The organism is Xanthobacter tagetidis (assembly GCF_003667445.1).
Lineage (GTDB): Bacteria > Pseudomonadota > Alphaproteobacteria > Rhizobiales > Xanthobacteraceae > Xanthobacter > Xanthobacter tagetidis.
Genome location: NZ_RCTF01000020.1, coordinates 39,474 through 57,363 on the forward strand (window position 1 = coordinate 39,474; position 17,890 = coordinate 57,363).

At 70.6% G+C, this 17,890-nt stretch carries 21 protein-coding genes; 11 read left to right on the forward strand and 10 right to left on the reverse strand.

The genetic code is table 11. The features are described from left to right. Positions 1–122: 122 nt before the first annotated feature. Positions 123–287 (forward strand): hypothetical protein, encoded by a 165-nt coding sequence (locus tag D9R14_RS19235; protein WP_210210877.1) that lies wholly within the window; start codon positions 123–125, stop codon positions 285–287. A gap of 62 nt (positions 288–349) precedes the next feature. On the opposite strand, the gene D9R14_RS19240 is transcribed toward D9R14_RS19235, so the two are convergent. Then, the gene (locus tag D9R14_RS19240) at positions 350–664 is read right to left on the reverse strand and encodes a hypothetical protein (protein WP_121624976.1); all 315 of its coding nucleotides are present in this window, start codon (positions 662–664) and stop codon (positions 350–352) included. A gap of 180 nt (positions 665–844) precedes the next feature. Further along, positions 845–1,381 (reverse strand): hypoxanthine phosphoribosyltransferase, encoded by a 537-nt coding sequence (gene hpt, locus D9R14_RS19245; RefSeq protein ID WP_121624977.1) that lies wholly within the window; start codon positions 1,379–1,381, stop codon positions 845–847. A gap of 134 nt (positions 1,382–1,515) precedes the next feature. Here hpt and ftsE point away from each other — a divergent pair, with 134 nt between their 5' ends. From ftsE to D9R14_RS19270, 5 genes are all read left to right on the forward strand, one after another. Next, positions 1,516–2,175, forward strand: a complete 660-nt coding sequence (ftsE, locus tag D9R14_RS19250; protein WP_121625033.1) for a cell division ATP-binding protein FtsE — start codon at positions 1,516–1,518, stop codon at positions 2,173–2,175. Beyond that, positions 2,162–3,136 (forward strand): cell division protein FtsX, encoded by a 975-nt coding sequence (locus D9R14_RS19255; RefSeq protein ID WP_147453070.1) that lies wholly within the window; start codon positions 2,162–2,164, stop codon positions 3,134–3,136. Before ftsE ends, D9R14_RS19255 begins: the two co-directional genes overlap by 14 nt. A 136-nt stretch (positions 3,137–3,272) precedes the next feature. Next, entirely contained in the window at positions 3,273–3,917 is a 645-nt protein-coding gene (locus D9R14_RS19260) for a YdcF family protein (protein WP_170168685.1), read from the forward strand. Between the two features lie 49 nt (positions 3,918–3,966). Continuing rightward, entirely contained in the window at positions 3,967–4,716 is a 750-nt protein-coding gene (locus tag D9R14_RS19265; RefSeq protein ID WP_245420898.1) for a lysophospholipid acyltransferase family protein, read from the forward strand. A gap of 79 nt (positions 4,717–4,795) precedes the next feature. Continuing rightward, positions 4,796–5,215, forward strand: coding sequence for a hypothetical protein (locus D9R14_RS19270; RefSeq protein WP_121624980.1), 420 nt, complete (start codon positions 4,796–4,798; stop codon positions 5,213–5,215). 11 nt (positions 5,216–5,226) lie between these two features. On the opposite strand, the gene D9R14_RS19275 is transcribed toward D9R14_RS19270, so the two are convergent. After that, entirely contained in the window at positions 5,227–5,835 is a 609-nt protein-coding gene (locus tag D9R14_RS19275) for a gamma-glutamylcyclotransferase (protein WP_121624981.1), read from the reverse strand. Positions 5,836–5,927: 92 nt separating this feature from the next. On the opposite strand from D9R14_RS19275, the gene D9R14_RS19280 reads away from it, so the two are divergent. Then, a complete protein-coding gene (locus D9R14_RS19280) occupies positions 5,928–7,040 on the forward strand; it encodes a DUF2125 domain-containing protein (RefSeq protein WP_121624982.1) in 1,113 nt (370 codons plus the stop codon). Positions 7,041–7,050: 10 nt separating this feature from the next. On the opposite strand, the gene D9R14_RS19285 is transcribed toward D9R14_RS19280, so the two are convergent. Beyond that, a complete protein-coding gene (locus D9R14_RS19285) occupies positions 7,051–8,658 on the reverse strand; it encodes a glycosyltransferase family protein (RefSeq protein ID WP_121624983.1) in 1,608 nt (535 codons plus the stop codon). Between the two features lie 311 nt (positions 8,659–8,969). On the opposite strand from D9R14_RS19285, the gene argB reads away from it, so the two are divergent. Continuing rightward, positions 8,970–9,869: an acetylglutamate kinase gene (gene argB, locus D9R14_RS19290; protein WP_121624984.1), complete on the forward strand. Its 900-nt coding sequence runs from the start codon at positions 8,970–8,972 to the stop codon at positions 9,867–9,869. A gap of 30 nt (positions 9,870–9,899) precedes the next feature. Here the strand turns inward: argB and D9R14_RS19295 are convergent, their stop codons facing one another. Both D9R14_RS19295 and D9R14_RS19300 read right to left on the reverse strand, forming a co-directional pair. Further along, positions 9,900–10,439, reverse strand: a complete 540-nt coding sequence (locus tag D9R14_RS19295; RefSeq protein WP_121624985.1) for a GNAT family N-acetyltransferase — start codon at positions 10,437–10,439, stop codon at positions 9,900–9,902. A 117-nt stretch (positions 10,440–10,556) separates the two neighbouring features. Continuing rightward, complete coding sequence (locus tag D9R14_RS19300) at positions 10,557–11,327, reverse strand: Bax inhibitor-1/YccA family protein (RefSeq protein WP_121624986.1); 771 nt, start codon at positions 11,325–11,327, stop codon at positions 10,557–10,559. Positions 11,328–11,518: 191 nt separating this feature from the next. Between D9R14_RS19300 and D9R14_RS19305 the strand changes: the two genes are divergently transcribed. Then, on the forward strand, positions 11,519–12,418 hold the full coding sequence (locus tag D9R14_RS19305) for a transporter (RefSeq protein ID WP_147453071.1): 900 nt from the start codon (positions 11,519–11,521) through the stop codon (positions 12,416–12,418). Here D9R14_RS19305 and D9R14_RS19310 read toward each other — a convergent pair. After that, on the reverse strand, positions 12,396–13,304 hold the full coding sequence (locus D9R14_RS19310) for a DMT family transporter (protein WP_121624988.1): 909 nt from the start codon (positions 13,302–13,304) through the stop codon (positions 12,396–12,398). The genes D9R14_RS19305 and D9R14_RS19310 overlap by 23 nt on opposite strands. 98 nt (positions 13,305–13,402) lie before the next feature. Here D9R14_RS19310 and D9R14_RS19315 point away from each other — a divergent pair, with 98 nt between their 5' ends. Continuing rightward, a complete protein-coding gene (locus D9R14_RS19315) occupies positions 13,403–14,266 on the forward strand; it encodes a LysR substrate-binding domain-containing protein (protein WP_121624989.1) in 864 nt (287 codons plus the stop codon). Between the two features lie 4 nt (positions 14,267–14,270). Here D9R14_RS19315 and D9R14_RS19320 read toward each other — a convergent pair whose 3' ends face one another. From D9R14_RS19320 to D9R14_RS19330, 3 genes are all read right to left on the reverse strand, one after another. Continuing rightward, complete coding sequence (locus D9R14_RS19320) at positions 14,271–15,224, reverse strand: glucokinase (protein WP_121624990.1); 954 nt, start codon at positions 15,222–15,224, stop codon at positions 14,271–14,273. A 78-nt stretch (positions 15,225–15,302) separates the two neighbouring features. Next, the gene (locus D9R14_RS19325; RefSeq protein ID WP_121625035.1) at positions 15,303–16,193 is read right to left on the reverse strand and encodes a cation diffusion facilitator family transporter; all 891 of its coding nucleotides are present in this window, start codon (positions 16,191–16,193) and stop codon (positions 15,303–15,305) included. A 128-nt stretch (positions 16,194–16,321) separates the two neighbouring features. Next, a complete protein-coding gene (locus tag D9R14_RS19330; protein WP_121624991.1) occupies positions 16,322–17,032 on the reverse strand; it encodes a sulfate transporter family protein in 711 nt (236 codons plus the stop codon). A 206-nt stretch (positions 17,033–17,238) separates the two neighbouring features. Here D9R14_RS19330 and D9R14_RS19335 point away from each other — a divergent pair, with 206 nt between their 5' ends. Beyond that, positions 17,239–17,868, forward strand: coding sequence for a TetR/AcrR family transcriptional regulator (locus D9R14_RS19335; RefSeq protein WP_121624992.1), 630 nt, complete (start codon positions 17,239–17,241; stop codon positions 17,866–17,868). The last annotated feature ends 22 nt before the right edge of the window (positions 17,869–17,890 follow it).

Below are 17,890 nucleotides of genomic sequence, written 5' to 3' on the forward strand. Positions count from 1 at the left end.
TCGCATCTGGCTCAAGAGTTCGCAGCAGCGCGGCCGCCGCTTGCGTTATGTCTTTCAAGAATCAAACGAACACGGAGCGGCGAATAGCATCCGGCGGGCGCCTGGCTTGCGCGGTGGCCATCATGGGCACCGCGCAGCTCGGCGCCGAGCTCAACCCGCAGGAGGTGAAGCTCATCACCGCCTTCCTGCATTCGCTCACCGGCAAGGTGCCGCAGGTGATCTATCCGGTGCTGCCGGTGGAGACCGCGGCCACGCCGAAGCCCACCGTGGAGGTGGTCAAGCCCTGACACCGCCGGGGGCGGCCCTGAACCGAGCGGGCGCCAAGCGGCGCCCGCTCACTGGCGCCCGCTCACTGGCAGGCGCAGCTGTAGCTGGAGGCGCGCACCTCCTGCTTGCCGTAGGGCACCATGCACACATTGGCCCAGCTGGGCGTCAGGTTGAAGCCCGGGCGCCAGCCCTCGCCATTCTGATTGGCCGCGCAGACATAAAACAGGTTCTGGCTGTTCTTCCAGGCGCCGGTCGAGACCGGCTCCATCTTCTTCATGCCGCAGACGTCGCGGCAGGATTGGCCGTTGGCCGGATGCCAGACCACGTCGGCGGACGCCGCGCCGCCCAGCAGCGGCAGTGCGGCGAGCGCAGCCGCCAGAGCAAGTTGAACACGCATGTGAAAGCCCCCTCCGACGCGCCGCCCCCGAAGAGCGATCCGCCCCGGTGGTTTCGGCCCGCGCCGCGCCGGCGTCGTGCCGGCACCGGCCCTCCCGGCGGTCGCTCGCGAGGGCAGATACCGATTTCACAAGCTTGGCCTTACTACAAGAATGACCCAAAGGAAGGGGGGCCTACCGGCTCAGTCCAGCCCCTGGATGTGGCCGATGAACGGCAATTGCCGGAAGGCGTGGGCGACGTCCATGCCGTAGCCCACCACGAACACGTCCGGGCACGCGAAGCCGACGAAGTCGGCGTCGATCTGCACCGCCCTTTTGCCGGGCTTCTCCAGCAGCACGCACACCAGCACCCGCCGCGCCCCGCGCGCCATCAGCAGATCCTTGGCGAAGGCGAGGGTGCGGCCGGATTCCAGGATGTCGTCGATCAGCAGCACGTCGCGGCCGCGCACGTCGCTCTCGATGTCCTTGAGGATCTCCACCTGGCCCGAGGAAATGGTCGCTTCGCGGTAGGAGGACAGGTGCACGAACTCCACCTCGGGCGTGAGGCCGGAGGCATGGAGCGCGCGCAGGAGGTCGGCCGCGAACATGAACGAGCCCTTCAGCACCGCGACCGCCAGGAGGGCGTCCGGCCGCGCCAGCGCGATCTCGGCGGCCAAAGCGTGGTTGCGGGCGGCGATGCGGTTCTCGTCATAGAGGACGGTGATGTTGGGCAGCGTCATGGTTCCTCGTCTGGGGGGAGGGGCGAGCATGGACCGGCGCTCCGACCCCGTCCAGGGGCAGGGCGGTTTCGCCGCGCCGCGCTTGGTTTATGGTTGTCCGCGTGCGCCTTGGACGATTCGCGGGGGTGGCGTCGGTGGTCCGGTTCGAGAATGTGGGATTGCGCTACGGGATGGGCCCGGAAGTGCTGAAGGACGTGTCCTTCGGCATCGAGCCCAATTCGTTCCAATTCCTCACCGGACCCTCGGGTGCGGGCAAGACCACCTTGATGCGCCTGATGTTCCTGTCGCTGAAGCCGACGCGCGGGCTCATCACTCTGTTCGGGCGCGACGTGTCCTCGCTCGATCCCGACGAGGTGGCGGTGCTGCGCCGGCGCATCGGCATCGTGTTCCAGGATTTCCGCCTGCTGGACCATCTCACCACCTACGAGAACGTCGCCCTGCCGCTGCGCGTGCTCGGCAAGGAGGAGACCAGTTACCGCGCGGAGGTGACGGAATTGCTGCAATGGGTCGGGCTCGGCGACCGCATGGACGTGCTGCCCCCGGTGCTGTCGGGCGGCGAGAAGCAGCGCGCCGCGATCGCCCGTGCCCTGATCGGCCGGCCGGAATTCCTGCTCGCCGACGAGCCGACGGGCAATGTGGACCCGACGCTGGCGCGCCGCCTGCTGCGCCTGTTCATCGAGCTCAACAAGTCGGGCACCTCGGTGCTGATCGCCACCCACGACATCGCGCTGATGGACCAGTTCGACGCGCGGCGCCTCGTGATCGCGGACGGACGGCTCTATGTCTACGACTGAGACCGAACGCGTGGAGAAGGCCATCTCCGGCGCTCCCATGGGCCCCGCCGGGAAGCCGGCGCGCCCCTCGCGCGCGGCGGCGATCGTGCCGCGCGCCACGGTCGCCGGCCGGGCGCTGGTGGCGGTGGTGGCGATCATGACCTTCCTCGCCTCCCTCACCATCGGCACCGCGCTCGCCGTGCGCGCCACCGCCGCGACCTGGCGCGCCGACGTGAAGCGCGAGGTGACGATCCAGATCCGCGCCGGCGAGAAGGCCGCGACCGACGCCCAGGTGCAGGCGGCGGTCGACCTCGCCAAGGGCACCGCCGGCATCGCCGGCGTCCATGTGCTGACGCCGGAGGAGACGTCCCGCCTGCTGGAGCCCTGGCTCGGGGCGGGACTGGACCTTGCTGATCTGCCGGTCCCGCGCGTCATCGTCCTGCGGCTCGACGGCACCGGCCGGGCGGACCTGCCGCGGCTGAAGCGCACCTTGTCCGACCGCATCCCGACCGCCACCCTGGACGACCATCGCAACTGGTCGGAACGGCTCGCCCTGATGGCGCAGGGCGTCACCGTCACCGGCATCGGGCTCCTGGCGCTGGTGGCGCTCGCCACCATCCTCACTGTGGTGTTCGCGACCCGCGCGGCGGTGGCGACGAACCGGTCCGTCGTCGAGGTCCTGCATTTCGTGGGCGCCCGCGACGGCTTCATCGCCGCCCAGTTCCAGCGCCATTTCCTGCGCATCGGCGCGGAGGGCGGGCTGATCGGCGGCCTCTCCGCGTGCGCCATCTTCCTCGCCGTCGCCTTCCTGCCGCGTTCGGGCCTGCTGCCCGCGGGCGAGGACCAGACGGCCTTCCTCGGCTGGCTCGATCCCGGCCCGCTGGGATTTGCCGGCATCGGCCTCGCGGTTGTAACGGTGGCGCTTGCCACCGCGCTCACCTCGCGCGTGACCGTTTACCGAACGCTCAGGACGATTCAATGATCCGCCCGGTGCCTCGCGGCTGGCGGCGGGGCCGTCCTCGCGCGCGCCGCATTCGCGCATCATGGTCGCCGTCATGAGCCTGTCCAACGGAGCCCTGGCCCCGCGCCGGGCGGAAAAAGAGGCGCGCAGGACCTCGATGGGGCGCACGCTGCTGCGCCGCGCCGTGACGCTGGTCGTGCTCTTGGTCGGCCTCGCCGGCGTGGCGGGCCTCGCCGGCTTTCTCGTGTTCACCGCCCAGATCGCCGCGCGCGAACCGTCCAGCGTGAAGAAGGCCGACGCCATCGTCGTGCTCACGGGCGGGGCCGCACGCATTCCGGACGCCTTGGCTCTGCTGGCGGAAGGCCATGGCCGGCGGCTGCTCATCACCGGCGTCAATCCGTCCACCTCGTCCGACATGCTGCGCGAGAGCCTGCCGCAAAGCGACGCGGACCGGCTCATCGCCTGCTGCGTCGATCTCGGGCACAAGGCCCTCAATACGCTGGGCAATGCCATCGAGGCGTCGGAGTGGACCCGCAGCCAGCGCTTCCGCTCGATCCTGGTGGTGACAAGCTCCTGGCATATGCCGCGGGCGATGCTGGAACTGGAGCGCGCCTTGCCCGAGGTGGAGTTTGTGCCTTATCCCGTCGTCTCCACGCGGATGCAGGCGGAGCAATGGTGGCGCGATCCCCCGACCTTGAAGCTTATCCTCAAGGAATACCTCAAATACGTGATGGCTGCGGTGAAGATCCGGCCGGCGCAGGCGGTGGCGGCGCCGGGCGAACAGGCGCGCGTTGGGCCGTGAGCCCCGGCGCGGTCCGGCGCCACCGGTCGGCCACGCGGAGGGCGGCGTCGTGAGCGTGGTCCGCTCCGCCCTGTTCCAGGCCGCGTTCTATGGCGTGACGCTGCTTTACATGCTGGTCTTGCTCCCGGCCTTGCCTTTCATTTCGCGGCAGACCCTGTGGCGCACCGGCGTCACGGCGTGGGTCTGCGCGGTGGCGTTCCTGCTGCGGGTGATCGTGGGCATCCGCGCCGAGGTGCGCGGGACCGAGAACATCCCGCCGGGCCCGCTGCTGATCGTGGCGAAGCACCAGTCGGCGTGGGAGACGCTGGCGCTGCTGCCCTACTTCTCCGACCCCGCCTTCATCCTGAAGCGCGAGCTGATGCGGATCCCGATCTTCGGCTGGTTCGCGGCCAAGACGCGCATGATCCCGGTGGACCGGTCCGCCGGGTCGAGCGCGCTGAAGGCCATGACGCGCACCGCGCGCGCCGAGATCGCCGGCGGCCGGCAGATCCTGATCTTTCCCGAGGGCACGCGCCGCCCGCCGGGGGCACCGCCGGAATACAAGTTCGGCGTCGCCCACCTCTATGCGAGCCTCGGCGTGCCGTGCCTGCCGGTGGCGCTCAATTCCGGCCTGTTCTGGCCACGCCGGGCGCTCAACTTCCGGCCCGGAACCATCATCGTGGAGTTCCTGCCGGCGCTGCCGGCCGGGCTGCCGCGGGATGCGTTCATGGCGCGCATCGAGCACGATATCGAGGCCGCCAGTGACCGCCTTCTCGCCGAGGGGCGGGCGGCGCTCGGCGCGGAGCGAGGGGCAGGGTGAGGTAGGCGGAAACGTCCTGTTATCCACACTCTGTGGAAAACTCTTGATGGGGTGCGGCGACCGTTCTAGTTTCGTTCTCATGAACGCGACTGATTCGCTCCTCCTTCCCCTGGCCGATGCGGGCCGGCTCAACGGCCTGAGCAACGGCGCCCTGGGCGCGCGCTACCGCTTCTGGCGGGATGCGGACGGCGTCCGCCATGTCTTCTCGGTCTATCCGGCCGACCAGGCGCCCGATTATCCGGACGCCATCGCCCTCGTCACCCGCCGCACCCCCGCCGGCCCGATCGCCATGTGGGCGGGACGGCCGGGCGCCGATGCGCGGCGCATGGCGGAGCGCCTCGATGCCGAGGAGATTCACATCCATGTGTTCGGCGACGCGCCGGCGCCGGCCTTGCGCGGGCTGATCCGCGACCGCGCTCCCATCGAGCGCGCGACGCCGCGCCCGGCCGACAGCGCCGCTTCGCTCGGCCTGCTGATCGCGCGCCGCGCGGCGGCCTGAGCCGTCCCGCCTCAGGCGCCGGCATGCCCCGGCCGCAGCTGGCGGGCGATCCAGGCCAGATCGGCGTCGGCCAGGCCCAGCGCCTCCAGCGCCGAGACGGTGGCGACCACGTAGTCGACGTTGGGGCCGGACTTGCCGTGCGAGCGCCGCACCAGCTCCATTTGTTCCTGGAGCCCGAGGCCCCTGGCGTACTGGGGGTGCGCGCGGTTCACCACATAAGCCAGGGCCGGCTCGGTGCGGCGCGATCCGTCGAGCAGCTGGATGCGCCGCGTGCATTCGCGGTAGACGCCGGAAATCTGCTCGCGCTCCGTCAGATAGGCATGCACCGCCGGCCAGTCTCCCGCCGCGACGCGGTACGCGATGCCCCGGCACGAGCCGCCCACGTCGAGCCCGAGGACCAGGCCGGGCTGTTCCGGCGTCCCCCGGTGGTGGAACGAATAGACGCACAGCGCCCTATGGGCGCCGATCAGCCGCGCCTCGCACCGCTCCGCGAAGGCGAAGCCGGGGTTCCACATCAGCGAGCCGTAGGCGAACACCCAGGTGTCGTGCGACGTGTCGTGCGACGGCCTGGCGGAGGGAGCAAACGGGCGATCGATCGGCGGCACCGGATCGGGCGGCATGGCGGCAAGGTCCCGCGGGGTACGTTGACAGACGGCGAAGAGCGTCGCCTAACAGCGCCAGAGCCCCGCCGCAAGCACGAGCCAGGTTGCCCATGTCCGATGACGCCGCACCGTCCGCCCGCAGGAAGTCCTGGATCGTCTTCGTCCCGCTGGCCCTGTTCCTGCTCGTCGCAGTGATCTGGAGCGGGGTGTGGGTCTATGCCTCCAACCGGGCCGAACGCGAGATCGAAGCCTGGGTCGCGCGCGAGGCGCGGCTCGGTCGGATCTGGAACTGCGGCGAGCGCCACCTTGCCGGCTATCCGTTCCGCTTCGAGCTGAAGTGCCGGAGCCCGAGCCTGGAGACCCGCGGCGGCGATTCCATCATCATCACCGCGGCTTCCGCCCAGGTGGTGGCGCAGATCTGGGCGCCGAACCACATCGTCGCCGAGTTCCAGGCGCCGGCGCGGGTGATGGATCGGGGCTCCGGCAAGAGCTACGCCGCCACCTGGCAGGTGCTCCAGATGAGCGGCGTGGGCGACCTTTCGGGGCAGCCGCAGCGCTTCTCGGTCCAGGTCATGGAACCGCGCCTTCAGGAGGCGCAGGACCCCGGCGCGGCACCCGCTCCCGCACCCGCACCGGCGACGTCCGCCGCAGCGCCGGGTTCAGGCGATGCCGTGATCGGCGCGCATCTGGTCGAGTTCCATGTGCGCCGCACGCCGGGGCCGAGCGGCGCCCTCGACAATGTGGACTTCGCCTTCGGCGCCAAGAACGCCCGCGCCGCGGTGCTGGACCGCGCCGGCAGCCCCGGCCCGCTCGATGTGACGATCCAGGGCACCGTGACCGCGGCGGCAGACCTTCGTCCCATGCCGGTGGAGCAGCGCCTGAGGGCGTGGGCCGCGGCGGGCGGCGTCGCCCGCCTGGAGCGCCTTGCCCTGACCACGCCCACCGTCGCTGCCACCGCGTCCGGCGCGCTCTCGGTCGACCCCGCCGGGCTTCTCAACGGCAAGCTCGATCTCGGCTTCGCCGGCTTCCAGGATCTGGTGGCCGGCCTCGGCCGGGCGGGCGCCATCCCGTCCGACCTCGCGCCGATCGTCTCTGCGCTGGCCATGGTGGGAAAGCCGACCACCGTGGAGGGCCGCAGGGGGGTGAGCTATGCCCTGTCGTTCAACAAGGGCGCGCTCCGGTTCGGCCCGCTGCAGGTGGGCTTCGTGCCGCCGCTGTTCTGAGGCGCGCCGGTCAGCCGCCCGGCGGGATCACCTTGTAGAGCTGGAATCGGTCGCCCTCGAAGGCGAGCTTCAGCCGGTCGGGGTCCGGGTTCGGCGCCCCGCGCTCGGTGAACAGGAGGTAGACATAGTCGAAATGCTGGGGCCACAGGTCCCAGTAGCGGGCACCGTCCACCGTCGGCTCGTCCTCGGCGATCAGCAGTTGCTCCAGCTGGGGCGGCGTCCCGTCCTCGGTGTCGACGGTGGCGGCATAGGGCTGCCTCACGCGCAGGATCTGCTTGCCCTTCACCGTGAAGGCGGTCGTGACCAGCGACGACTTCTCGATCATGGCGAGGCAGGCCGCGTGCATCAGGCCGAGGTCGCGCACGTCCTCGCCGCCGTTGACGTCGGCATAGGCCACCAGCACCCGCGAGCCGGTCTTGATGTCGCCGACCGAGCGCCGGAAGTCGAAGGTCCAGCGGGTGAGCTGGTCCCACACCACCTGCACCTCGGCGACCCGCACGCCCACCATCACCAGCAGCACCACGAGGAAGCCGCGCCGCGCCAGCCGGTGCCGCAGGTCGACGCTGATGGTGGCGAGCACCATGAAGGCGATGGCCACCGGGATGCGCTGGTCCGCCATGTAGGTGGCGAATGCGACGCGGGGCATGGCGAGATAGACCGCGCCGGCGACCAGCAGGAGCGTCGCCAGCAGCGGGTGCACGCGCAGCAGCCGGTGGCGCGCCGCCCAGATGCCGGCGGCGACCACGACCGCCGTGAGCGCGAACGCCACATAGTCGAAATAGACGTTGAAGATGAGCTCGATGCCCTCGATCTTGCCCTTCGGCTCCCAGTAGTTCTCGCCCGACAGGCCCCAGGTGGGGCTTGCCAGCATCAGCGGCCCGACCAGCGCGAACGGCAGCCCGGCGGCGACGAACGCGGCGAGGCGCGGCGCCAGCGGCCGCCCGCGGCCCTGCCACAGGCGCAGCAGTTCGAAGGCGAGCAGGCCGATGCCGTAGATGCCGGCCGCCACCAGGTGGCAGAAGAACAGCGCCACCACGAACGCGGTCGAGGCGGCATACCGCCAGGGCCACGGCTTGTCCCGCAGCGCCACCCAAGCGGCGAGCGCGCACAGCGCGAGCCCGATGCCGAAATAGTAGTTCATGACGCCGATGAGGAAGACGCCGTTATAGAGCAGCGGGAAGGCGAGCAGCTGCACCGACGACCAGCGCCCGAACAGGGCCCGGTGCAGCGCCATGGTGCCGCCGGCGATGAGCGCGAAGCACATCAGCGTGTAGATCTCGCCCGCCGCGTAGATGTTGGTGAAGCGGTCGATCACCGGCACCAGCAGGTCCATCATCAGGTTCGGGATCACCGCCCACTCCACGCGGTAGAAGCGCGCGAGGTCGGCGTCGTGCGGCAGCACGGCGATCACGTGCATCCGGGCGAGGTGGTTCACGTAGTCCGACAGCGGAGGGATGGGATGGGTGACGATGGGGATTGCCACCAGCGCCAGGCCGATGAGGAAGGCCGCGGCGATGACGCGGCCCGGCAGGTCATGGTGCGGCCGGGCCGGCAGAACCGGGTGCGCGGCGGGCTTGCTGCCGGCGGCCGGCGCTGAGGGGGCGGTTCTGGCGTCCATGATCGGGGTTCCGCGGGGAGGACGGCGGCCCGAGCCATGCCGAGCGCCGATGCGCCGGAACGGGCGCCGCCGAGGCGGCTCATGACATGGAGATTGTGGTGGCGCCATGGCTTGCAGGTGACGGCCGGGCAAATTTTGCACCTTCCGTAACGTCGCCTTGTCCCGGCGCCCGCCCTGGCGGCGGCCTTTCCCGGCGCGGTCGAACCGGCTAGAAGGGCGGCGGCCGGCGCGCGCCGGCCCCGGAGCGCGCGGACCCGGCCCGGCCGGTCCGCCCGGAACGTCAGACCGCCATTCCCGAGAGCGAGCCTTTCATGAGCGAGCCGTTCCCCGCCAACGAGGCGCATCTTCAGGCCGAGGTCCTCGCCCGCGCGCTGCCGCACATGCAGCGCTATGACGACGCCGTCGTCGTGGTGAAGTACGGCGGCCATGCCATGGGCAACGAGGACGTGGCGCGCCACTTCGCGCAGGACATCGTGCTCCTGGAGCAGGCGGGCGTGAACCCCGTGGTGGTGCACGGCGGCGGCCCGCAGATCGGCGCCATGCTGGAGAAGCTCGGCATCAAGTCGCAGTTCGCGGCCGGGCTGCGCATCACCGACAAGGCGACGGTGGAGATCGTCGAGATGGTGCTCGCGGGCTCCATCAACAAGCAGATCGTCGGCTTCATCAACGAGGCGGGCGGCAAGGCCATCGGCCTGTGCGGCAAGGACGGCAACATGGTGCGCGCCCGCAAGGCGACGCGCACCCTGGTGGACCCGGACAGCAAGATCGAGCAGGTGGTGGACCTCGGCTTCGTCGGCGAGCCCGACACCGTCGACACCATGGTGCTGGACCAGATCCTCGGCCGCGAGCTGATCCCCGTGCTCGCCCCGGTGGCGGCGGCGGTGGACGGCGGCACCTACAATGTGAACGCCGACACCTTCGCCGGCGCCATCGCCGGCGCGCTCGGCGCCAAGCGCCTGCTGCTGCTCACCGACGTGCCGGGCGTGCTCGACACGTCGAAGACGCTGATCCCGAAGCTCACCATCGCCGAGGCGCATGCGCTGATCGCCGACGGCACCATCTCCGGCGGCATGATCCCGAAGGTGGAGACCTGCATCTACGCCTTGGAGCAGGGCGTGGAGGGGGTGGTGATCCTCGACGGCAAGGTGCCGCACGCGGTGCTGCTGGAACTGCTCACCGACCACGGCGCCGGCACGCTCATCACCCGCTGACCGGAGGGGCGCGCGGGAAGGCCCCGGCGCCTACATCCCCGGAATGTCGCTGGCGCCGGGCCCGAGCGGGCGCTGCATGAGCACGGTGTCCACCCAGCGGCCGAACTTCAGCCCGGTCGCGGCGAGCGTTCCCATATGGGCGAAGCCGCAGGCGCGGTGCAGCGCGATCGAGCCCTCATTGGCGCTGTCGCCGATCACCGCCACCATCTGGCGGTAACCGCGCCGCTCGCAGGCGTCGATCAGCGCATCGAGCAGCGCGCGGCCGATGCCGCGGCCATGAAAGGCCGCCGCCACATAGATGGAATCCTCCACCGTGTGCCGGTAGGCCGCGCGCGGCCGGAAGGCACTGGCATAGGCATAGCCGGCGAAGGCGCCGTCGATCTCGGCGGCGAGGTAGGGATAGCCCTGATCGGCGATCGCCGCCATGCGCCGCGCCATCTCCTCCCGACCCGGCGGCACCAGCTCGAAGCTCGCCGTGCCCTCGCGCACGGCCTGCGCATAGATGGCGGTAATATGGGGAAGGTCGGCGGCAGTGGCGGCGCGGATGAGCATGGGGCGGGGGCAGGACATTGCGCAGGTGGGGGCGCCGCAAGCATATCGCCGCGACCCATCCGCTCAAACAGAAAAGCCCCGGCCAAGCGGCCGGGGCTTCTCCTCATCTCGCGAGAGCGGCGTCGCGGCTAGGCCTCAATCCTGGCTGCGGCCGCCGAACAGCTGCAGCAGCATCATGAACATGTTGATGAAGTCCAGATAGAGCGCCAGCGCGCCCATGATGGCCTTCTTGCCCATGACGGCGGCGTCGTCGCCGGCGAAATACATCTCCTTGATCCGCTGCGTGTCGTAGGCGGTGAGGCCCGCGAACACGAGCACACCCACCACGGACACGATGAACTGGAGCATCGAGGAGCCGAGGAAGATGTTCACGACCGAGGCGATGATGATGCCGAACAGGCCCATCATCAGGAACGAGCCCATGCCGGAGAGGTCACGCTGCGTGGTGTAGCCGTAGAGGCTCAGCGCGCCGAACGAGGCGGCGGTGATGAAGAACACCCGGACGATGCTCTCGTGCGTGTACACGAGGAAGATCGTCGACAGCGAGATGCCCATGATGGCCGCGAACAGCCAGAACGTCAGCTGGGCGGCGGGCACGCTCATGCGTTCCACGCGGAAGCTCAGGAAGAACACCGCGCCGAGCGGCGCAAGCATGACCACCCAGCGGAACGGGCTCTGGAAAAGGAACTGACCCACAGCGGTCAGCGCCATGCGTCCGGTGGCCGGGTCCGTCGTCACCGCCATCATGAAGGTGCCGAGCGCGGCCGCGCCGGTGATGGCGAGGCCCAGCGCCATGTAGTTGTAGACGCTCAGCATGTATGAGCGGAGGCCCTGGTCGATCGCGGCCTGCGAGCGCGCCACCGTCGTGTTCCAACGCCCGGCGACGTTGCGATCATAGTCGGACATCGTCGTTCCCCTTGAAAAGATCTCCGACCGCCCGCGCCGCAAGGCTTCGGGCAGTCCGCCGCTAATATGGTGGGTTCCAAATGGGGCGGCAAGACGAGGTACATGAAATTTACGCAAGGTGAGATCGCGCGCTGGGCGTGCATTCCACATCGATTGCGGCCTATAGTGAATTCCGGTCGGGGGCGCGGGCCATGGGGGGGCGTGGCGACGGATCGGGACGAGGTGCCGGGCTGCGTGCAATTCAGGCGCGGCCACGCCGGCACGCCCTCGCCTTTATCCCGCCGCTCGATCTGGCGCTCGCGCTCGGCATGCTCCTCGGCCTTGGATGCCTGTTCACGCCGCGGCCGGCCCTGGCGGGCGCCTGGACGCTGCCGGCCGGCGGCGGCCAGGTCATCGTCCAGACCACGGTGGCGACCTCCAACCAGGAATTCGGCCCCTCCTCGGACCTGCTTTCCAGCCGGCCCTACGACAAGGCGGAGGTGGACCTCGTCTTCGAGTACGGCGCCACCGACTGGCTGACCCTGATCGCCGCGCCGCAATTCCTCGCCGTGCGGCTCGGGGAGCCGGGCTCCGCCTCCTATGCGGGGCCGGGCTATACCAGCCTCGGGGCGCGGGTGCGGCTCTATGAGAGCGAAACCTTCGTGCTCTCGGCGCAGGCGGTGGCGCGCATTTCCGGCACCGGCAATTCCCAGAGCGCGGCGGCGGTGGGCTACGAGGACGGCGAGCTGGACCTGCGCGTGCTGGCCGGGCTCTCCTTCACGCTGTTCGGCAAGCCGGCTTATCTCGATCTCCAAGCGGCGCAGCGCCAGCGCTCCGGGCCGCCGCCGGACGAGTTCCACCTCGACGCCACCTTGGGCGTGCGGGTGGCCGAGCGCTGGCAGGTGCTGGCGCAGTCCTTCAACGTGGTCTCGGAGGGTGCGGGCGAGGGCCCGTATTTCGGCGCCTCCTACGAGTATTACAAGCTGCAGCTCGGCGCGGCCTATGACTGGACGCCGGCGCTGACGCTCCAGCTCTCCGTCGTCGGCACCTATTTCGCCCGCAACGCGCCGCAGGAGAACGGCCTCGTCCTCAGCGCCCAATACCGCTTCTGACCGGCCCGCCGGTGGTCACGAGGCGAATTCCGAGCGCGATCGGGATGATGCCGAGGAGATCGAGCGGCGGCACGCTCTCGCCCAGCAGCAGCCAGCCGAACATCAGGCCGAGCGGCGGCATCAGGAAATGCAGCGCGCTCGCCTTGGTGGCGCTCGCCCGCGACAGGATGAAGAACCACAGGCTGAACGCCGCCACCGAGGCGCCGAGCGTCAGATAGAGGAAGGCGGCGGCGAGCGGCAGCGAGGGCTGGATCGCATCCAGGCTCTCCGTCATCAGCGCCACCGGCAGCAGAGCGAGCCCGCCCGCCAGCGACTGGATGCCGCTGCCCATCCACAAGGGCGCGCCAGTGCGCACCAGCTTGAACAGCAGGGTGGCGGCGGCCAGCGTCACCAGCGCCGCGAGCACGAACAGCGTTCCGGTCAGGTCCTCCGCGCCCGAGCCGATGCGCGAGCGCACCACCAGCGCCACCCCCGCCATGCCGAGGCCGAGCCCCGCGAGCTTCAGCGGCGTCAGCCGCTCGCCCAGCAGCGGGCCGGCCGCGAGCGCGGTGAGCAGCGGGTTGGCGCTGATGATGACGGCGGTGAAGCCCGAGGACACCGTGGTCATGCCCACATAGCTCAGGCCGAGATAGCAGGCATTGTTCAGCACCCCCATGAGCGCCAGCGCCGCCACCTCGCGCGCCGGAATGCGCTTCAGCTGACCGAGCAGGGCGCAGGCCCCGAGGATCAGCGTGCCGGCCAAAAGGAAGCGGCCGGCGAGCAGCAGCAGCGGCGGGCAGTAAGCGAGCGCCACCTTCGCCGCGGCGAAGGCCGAACTCCACAGCAGGCAGAAGGCGAGGATGAGCACGGGCGTGTAGTCCCGGCTGCGGACGGCGGCGGCGTGCATTTGGCAAGTCTCCCGGGGCGCAGAAAGCACGCGCGGTTTGCATTGGGAAATTGAATGTGCCCATCATCCGCATTCGAAAAACGAATGTGTGTGCCGTGATGCTGGACCCCGATCTCCTGAAGGCCTTCGTGAGCGTGGTGGAGGCGGGCGGCTTCACGCGGGCCGGCGAGCGGGTCCACCGCACCCAGTCCACGGTGAGCCAGCAGATCCGCCGCCTGGAGGAGCAGCTCGGCCGGCACCTGCTGCTGCGGGACGGGCGCGGGGTGAGCCTGACGCCGGAGGGCGAGGTGCTGCTCGGCTATGCCCGCCGCATCCTGGCGCTCCATGCCGAGGCCGAGGCGGCGCTCACCGGCCCCGCGCCGGCGCCCGCCCTGCGGCTGGGCATTCCCGACGACATTCCCGTGGCGGCGCTCACCGAGGTGGTCTCCGCGTTCGCGGCGGCGCGGCCGCAGGTGCGCCTCGCGGTGCAGTGCGGCCTGAGCACCGATCTCCTGGCGGCGCTCGCCCGCGGCGAACTCGACATCGCCCTCGCCAAGCGTGAGCCGGGAGCGGGCCCGGCGCACCGCGCCTGGGCGGAGCGCCTCGCCTGGGTGGCCGGGGCCGGTCGCCTGCCGCCGGACGGGGTGGTGCCGCTGGTCGCGTTCCGCCAGGGCTGCCTCTATCGCGGCCGGGCCGTGCATGCGCTGGAGCGCGCCGGGCGGCCCTGGCGCATCGCCTATGAAAGCTCGGACCTGCTCGGCATCCAGGCGGCGCTGAAGGGCGGGCTCGGCGTCGCCGTGCTGTCGCGCCGGGCGATCACCGCCGACCACCGCGTTCTCACTGCCGGCGAGGGCTGGCCCGACATCGCCCCTACCGAGCTTGCCTTGTGCGCCAGGGACGATCTCGGCGCGGCAGGGCGCGATCTCGTCGACCTCCTCGCCGCCTTCTGCGACGCCGAGGAGGCGCGCCCGCTCGCGGCCTGACGGCTCAGCCGGCCGCCGCGTGCTTCGCCAGCAAGGCGCGGCCCACCTGGCCTGCGCCCAGCAAACCGGGCGTGGCGTGCATCACCACGTGCACCGGCATCAAAGTGAGCCGGTCGGTATAGGGCGGATGGTCGTCGAACGCGGCGCGGAACGGGCTGTCCGCGAACATGTGCGCCATGGCGCGGCCGATGCCGCCGGCGACGTAGACGCCGCCGCGGGCGTCGAAGGCGAGCGCCAGGTCGCCCAGCACCCGGCCGAGCAGGCGCAGGAACACGTCGCAGGTTTCCCGCTCGCTGCGCTGGCCGTGCACCGCGGCCTTGATGATGCCGTGGGTGGTGAGGCTCTCGCCGGTGAGGATGCGGTGCAGGCGCACCAGGCCCTGGCCGGAGAGCACGTGCTCCACCGCCACCGGGCCGAGGTCGCGCACCAGATGGGCGATCACCCGCGCCTCGTCGGTCGTCACCGCGCCGAGGCGCATGTGGCCGGCCTCGCTGGCGAGCACGATGTTGCCCTCGGGACGCGGCAGCAGCACGGCGGTGCCGAGCCCGGTGCCGGGGCCGCAGACCAGCATGGGTTCGCCCGGCGCCGCCCGCCCGGCGCCGACCTCGATCAGGTCCTCGCGCTTCAGCAGCGGCACCGCATGTGCGAGCGCCACGAAATCGTTGACCACCGCCAGCTCGGCAAGCCCCATGGCGCCGGCGAAGGCGGTGCGGCTGAAGCGCCAGTTGCGGTTGGTGAGGCGCACGTCCTCGCCGTCGACGGGGGCCGCCACGGCGAACGCGCCGAGCGTCGGCCGCGCGCCGCCGAGGCCGGCGAGATAGGCGCCCACCAGATCGTCGAGGCTGGCATAGGAATCGTTGGTCTCGATGCGCACGTCGAACGGCAGACCGTCGGCACCGGCGCGGGCGAGCCGCGTGGTGGTGCCGCCGATGTCCGCGAGGAGAAGCATGGGGGCCATGGGCAATCCGGTGGGAACGGGAGGCGAACTTTAATCGGCCGGCGCGCCGAAGCAACTGCTCCCGGCGCCGGGCGGCGCTCAGAGCACCACCACGCCTCTATGCTTGGCCTCGCCTTCCGGTTCCACGTGGATGGTGATTTCCGTGTCGTCCATGTCGGTTTCGAGCGCGCGCTCGATGCGGTCGCAGATGTCGTGCGCCGCGGCCACGCTCATGCTGCCCGGCACCACCAGGTGGAACTCCACGAAGGTCATGCGCCCGGCATGGCGGGTGCGCAGATCGTGCGCCTCGATGGCGCCTTCGGCATGGGTGGAGACCAGTTCGCGGATGCGGGCCACCACGTCCGGCGGCGGCGCGGCATCCATGAGGCCGCCCACGGATTCGCGCATCAGGCCCCAGCCGGTCCACAGCACGTTGAGCGCCACCAGCGCCGCCAGCAGCGGGTCGAGCTGCGGCCAGCCGGTGATCGGCACCAGGATGAAGCCGGCGAGCACGCCGAGCGAGGTGACGACGTCGGTCAGGATGTGCTTGCCGTCGGCGATCAGCGCGGGCGAGCGGTTGGCCCGGCCGACCCGCAGCAGCACCATGCACCACACCGCGTTGAGGGCGGTCGCGGCGCCGTTGAGCAGCATGCCCTTCACCGGCTGGTCGGGCAGGCGCGGGTCGAGGAAGCCGTGATACGCCTCGCGCAGGATGGTGAAGGCGGCGAGCACCACCAGCACGCCCTCGACCACGGCGGAGATGTACTCCGCCTTGTGGTGTCCGTAGGGATGGTTGGTGTCCGCCGGCTGGGCGGAGATGTGGAGCGCCGCCAGCGCCGCCAGCGAGGCGGCGACATTGATGATGCTTTCCAGCGCGTCCGACAGCAGCGCCACCGAGCCGGTGACGAGATAAGCGAGCGTCTTGAGGCCCAGGACCACGACGCCGACGCCGACGCTGGCCACCGCCACCCACAGCGTGGAGCGCTTCATCATCGCCTCCCGGCGCAGGATGGAGGAAGAGCCGTCCTCGGGCGCGGCTCGGCCCGGGCCGCGGCACGCCGGGGGGCTGTAGCCCTCTTTCAGCCGCAGTGCAACATGGCCGCGTCCCGGCCCGCGTCTCAGGACGCCGCGGCGGCTTTTTCCCCGATGCGCCTAGCGCCGGCGTCGGGCAGCGGCGCGAGCCGGCGGTGCAGGTGCACCATGTAGGCCATGCCGAACACCGGGGTGATGAGGTTGAGGATCGGCACCAGCAGGATCGGCGAAATCAGGAGGCCGGCAATGAAGATGGTGGTGGCGTTGGCCCGGCGCAGCGCCCGTGCCTCCTCCGGCGTGCGGTAGCGCATGGCCGCCATCTCGAAATATTCGCGCGAGAGCAGGTAGGCGTTGGCGACATAGAAGACGATCACGTTCACGCCCGGCACCAGCAGCAGGAGCAAAGCGGCGAGGTTGACCGCCAGCACCAGGCCGAAGAAGCGGATGGAATAGGCAAGCGAGCGCAGGATGGGCTGCGGCGTGCCGCGCCGGTCGCCGGGATAGCTCGCGCCCTCCACCCGCTCCGCCACGTCGTCGGCGAAGAAGCCGGCCACCAGCGAGGAGGCCGCCGGCACCAGATAGAACACGCCGAACACCAGCCCGAGCCCGGCCACCACGGCGAGCGTGGTCTCGACCCAGGGATAGGTCGGGATGTCGACGAAATGGGTCAGCGCCGCCTCCAGGCCGACGCCGAGCGCCACCAGCACCAGCAGGGCCAGGACGACGGATTTCAGCAGCAGCCCCCTCAGGAGGGGCGAGAAGGTCTGGCGCAGGGCTTCGAAGGCGGCGGCGAGCATGGCGCGTCCCGGTGGCGGTTCCGGTCACAGGTAAGCGCTCCCGGCCGCGCCCTCAAGGGCACGATGGCACCCGGCGCAGGGTGGCCGCCAGATCGGCGCGGCACGTCGGCTGCGCCCGTCTAAAACGCGAATGAACGTTCATTCTTGCGCGAGCGTGGCCTTTCGGGTAGTGAGAGCGAACGTTCATTCGCATCCCGGAGCCTGCCTTGTCCCTCCTCCTAGCGCCGCGCGCGGAAACGCCTGCCGGCCCGAAGCGCAGTCCCCAGCAGCAGCGCATCCTCGCCGCCGCCATGGCCTGCTTCGCGCGCGACGGCTTCCACGGCGCCTCCATGCAGAAGATCTGCGCCGAGGCGGGGATGAGCGCCGGGACGCTCTACCGCCACTTCCCCTCCAAGGAGGCGATCATCGCCGCCATCGTCGAGGACGAGCGGGCGGAGCGGCTCAAGGTGTTCGACGAGGTGCACAAGGCGCCCACCATCCTCGGCGGGCTGATGCACTGCCTGCGCCTGCTGCTTGAGGAGCAGGCACTGCCCACCGCCACGCTCGGCCCCGAGATCATGGCCGAGGCGATCCGCAACGCCTCGCTGCGCGCAGCGGTGGAGCCCTGCGAGGCGGAGACCCGCGGCCACCTGATGGCGGCGCTGGAGGAGGCGGTGGCGCGCGGCGAGATCGACCCTGCAATTCCCCTCGACCAGGTGCTGGTGCTGCTCCAGATCCTCGGCGACGGCATCATCCTCAACCATCAGCTTCACCCCGAATGGAACATCACGGAGCGGCTGCCGGAGCTGCACCGGCTGGTGGTGCGCATGCTCGCGCCGGCGCCGAAGGCCGTCTGACCATGGCCGCCCGCCGCCGCTC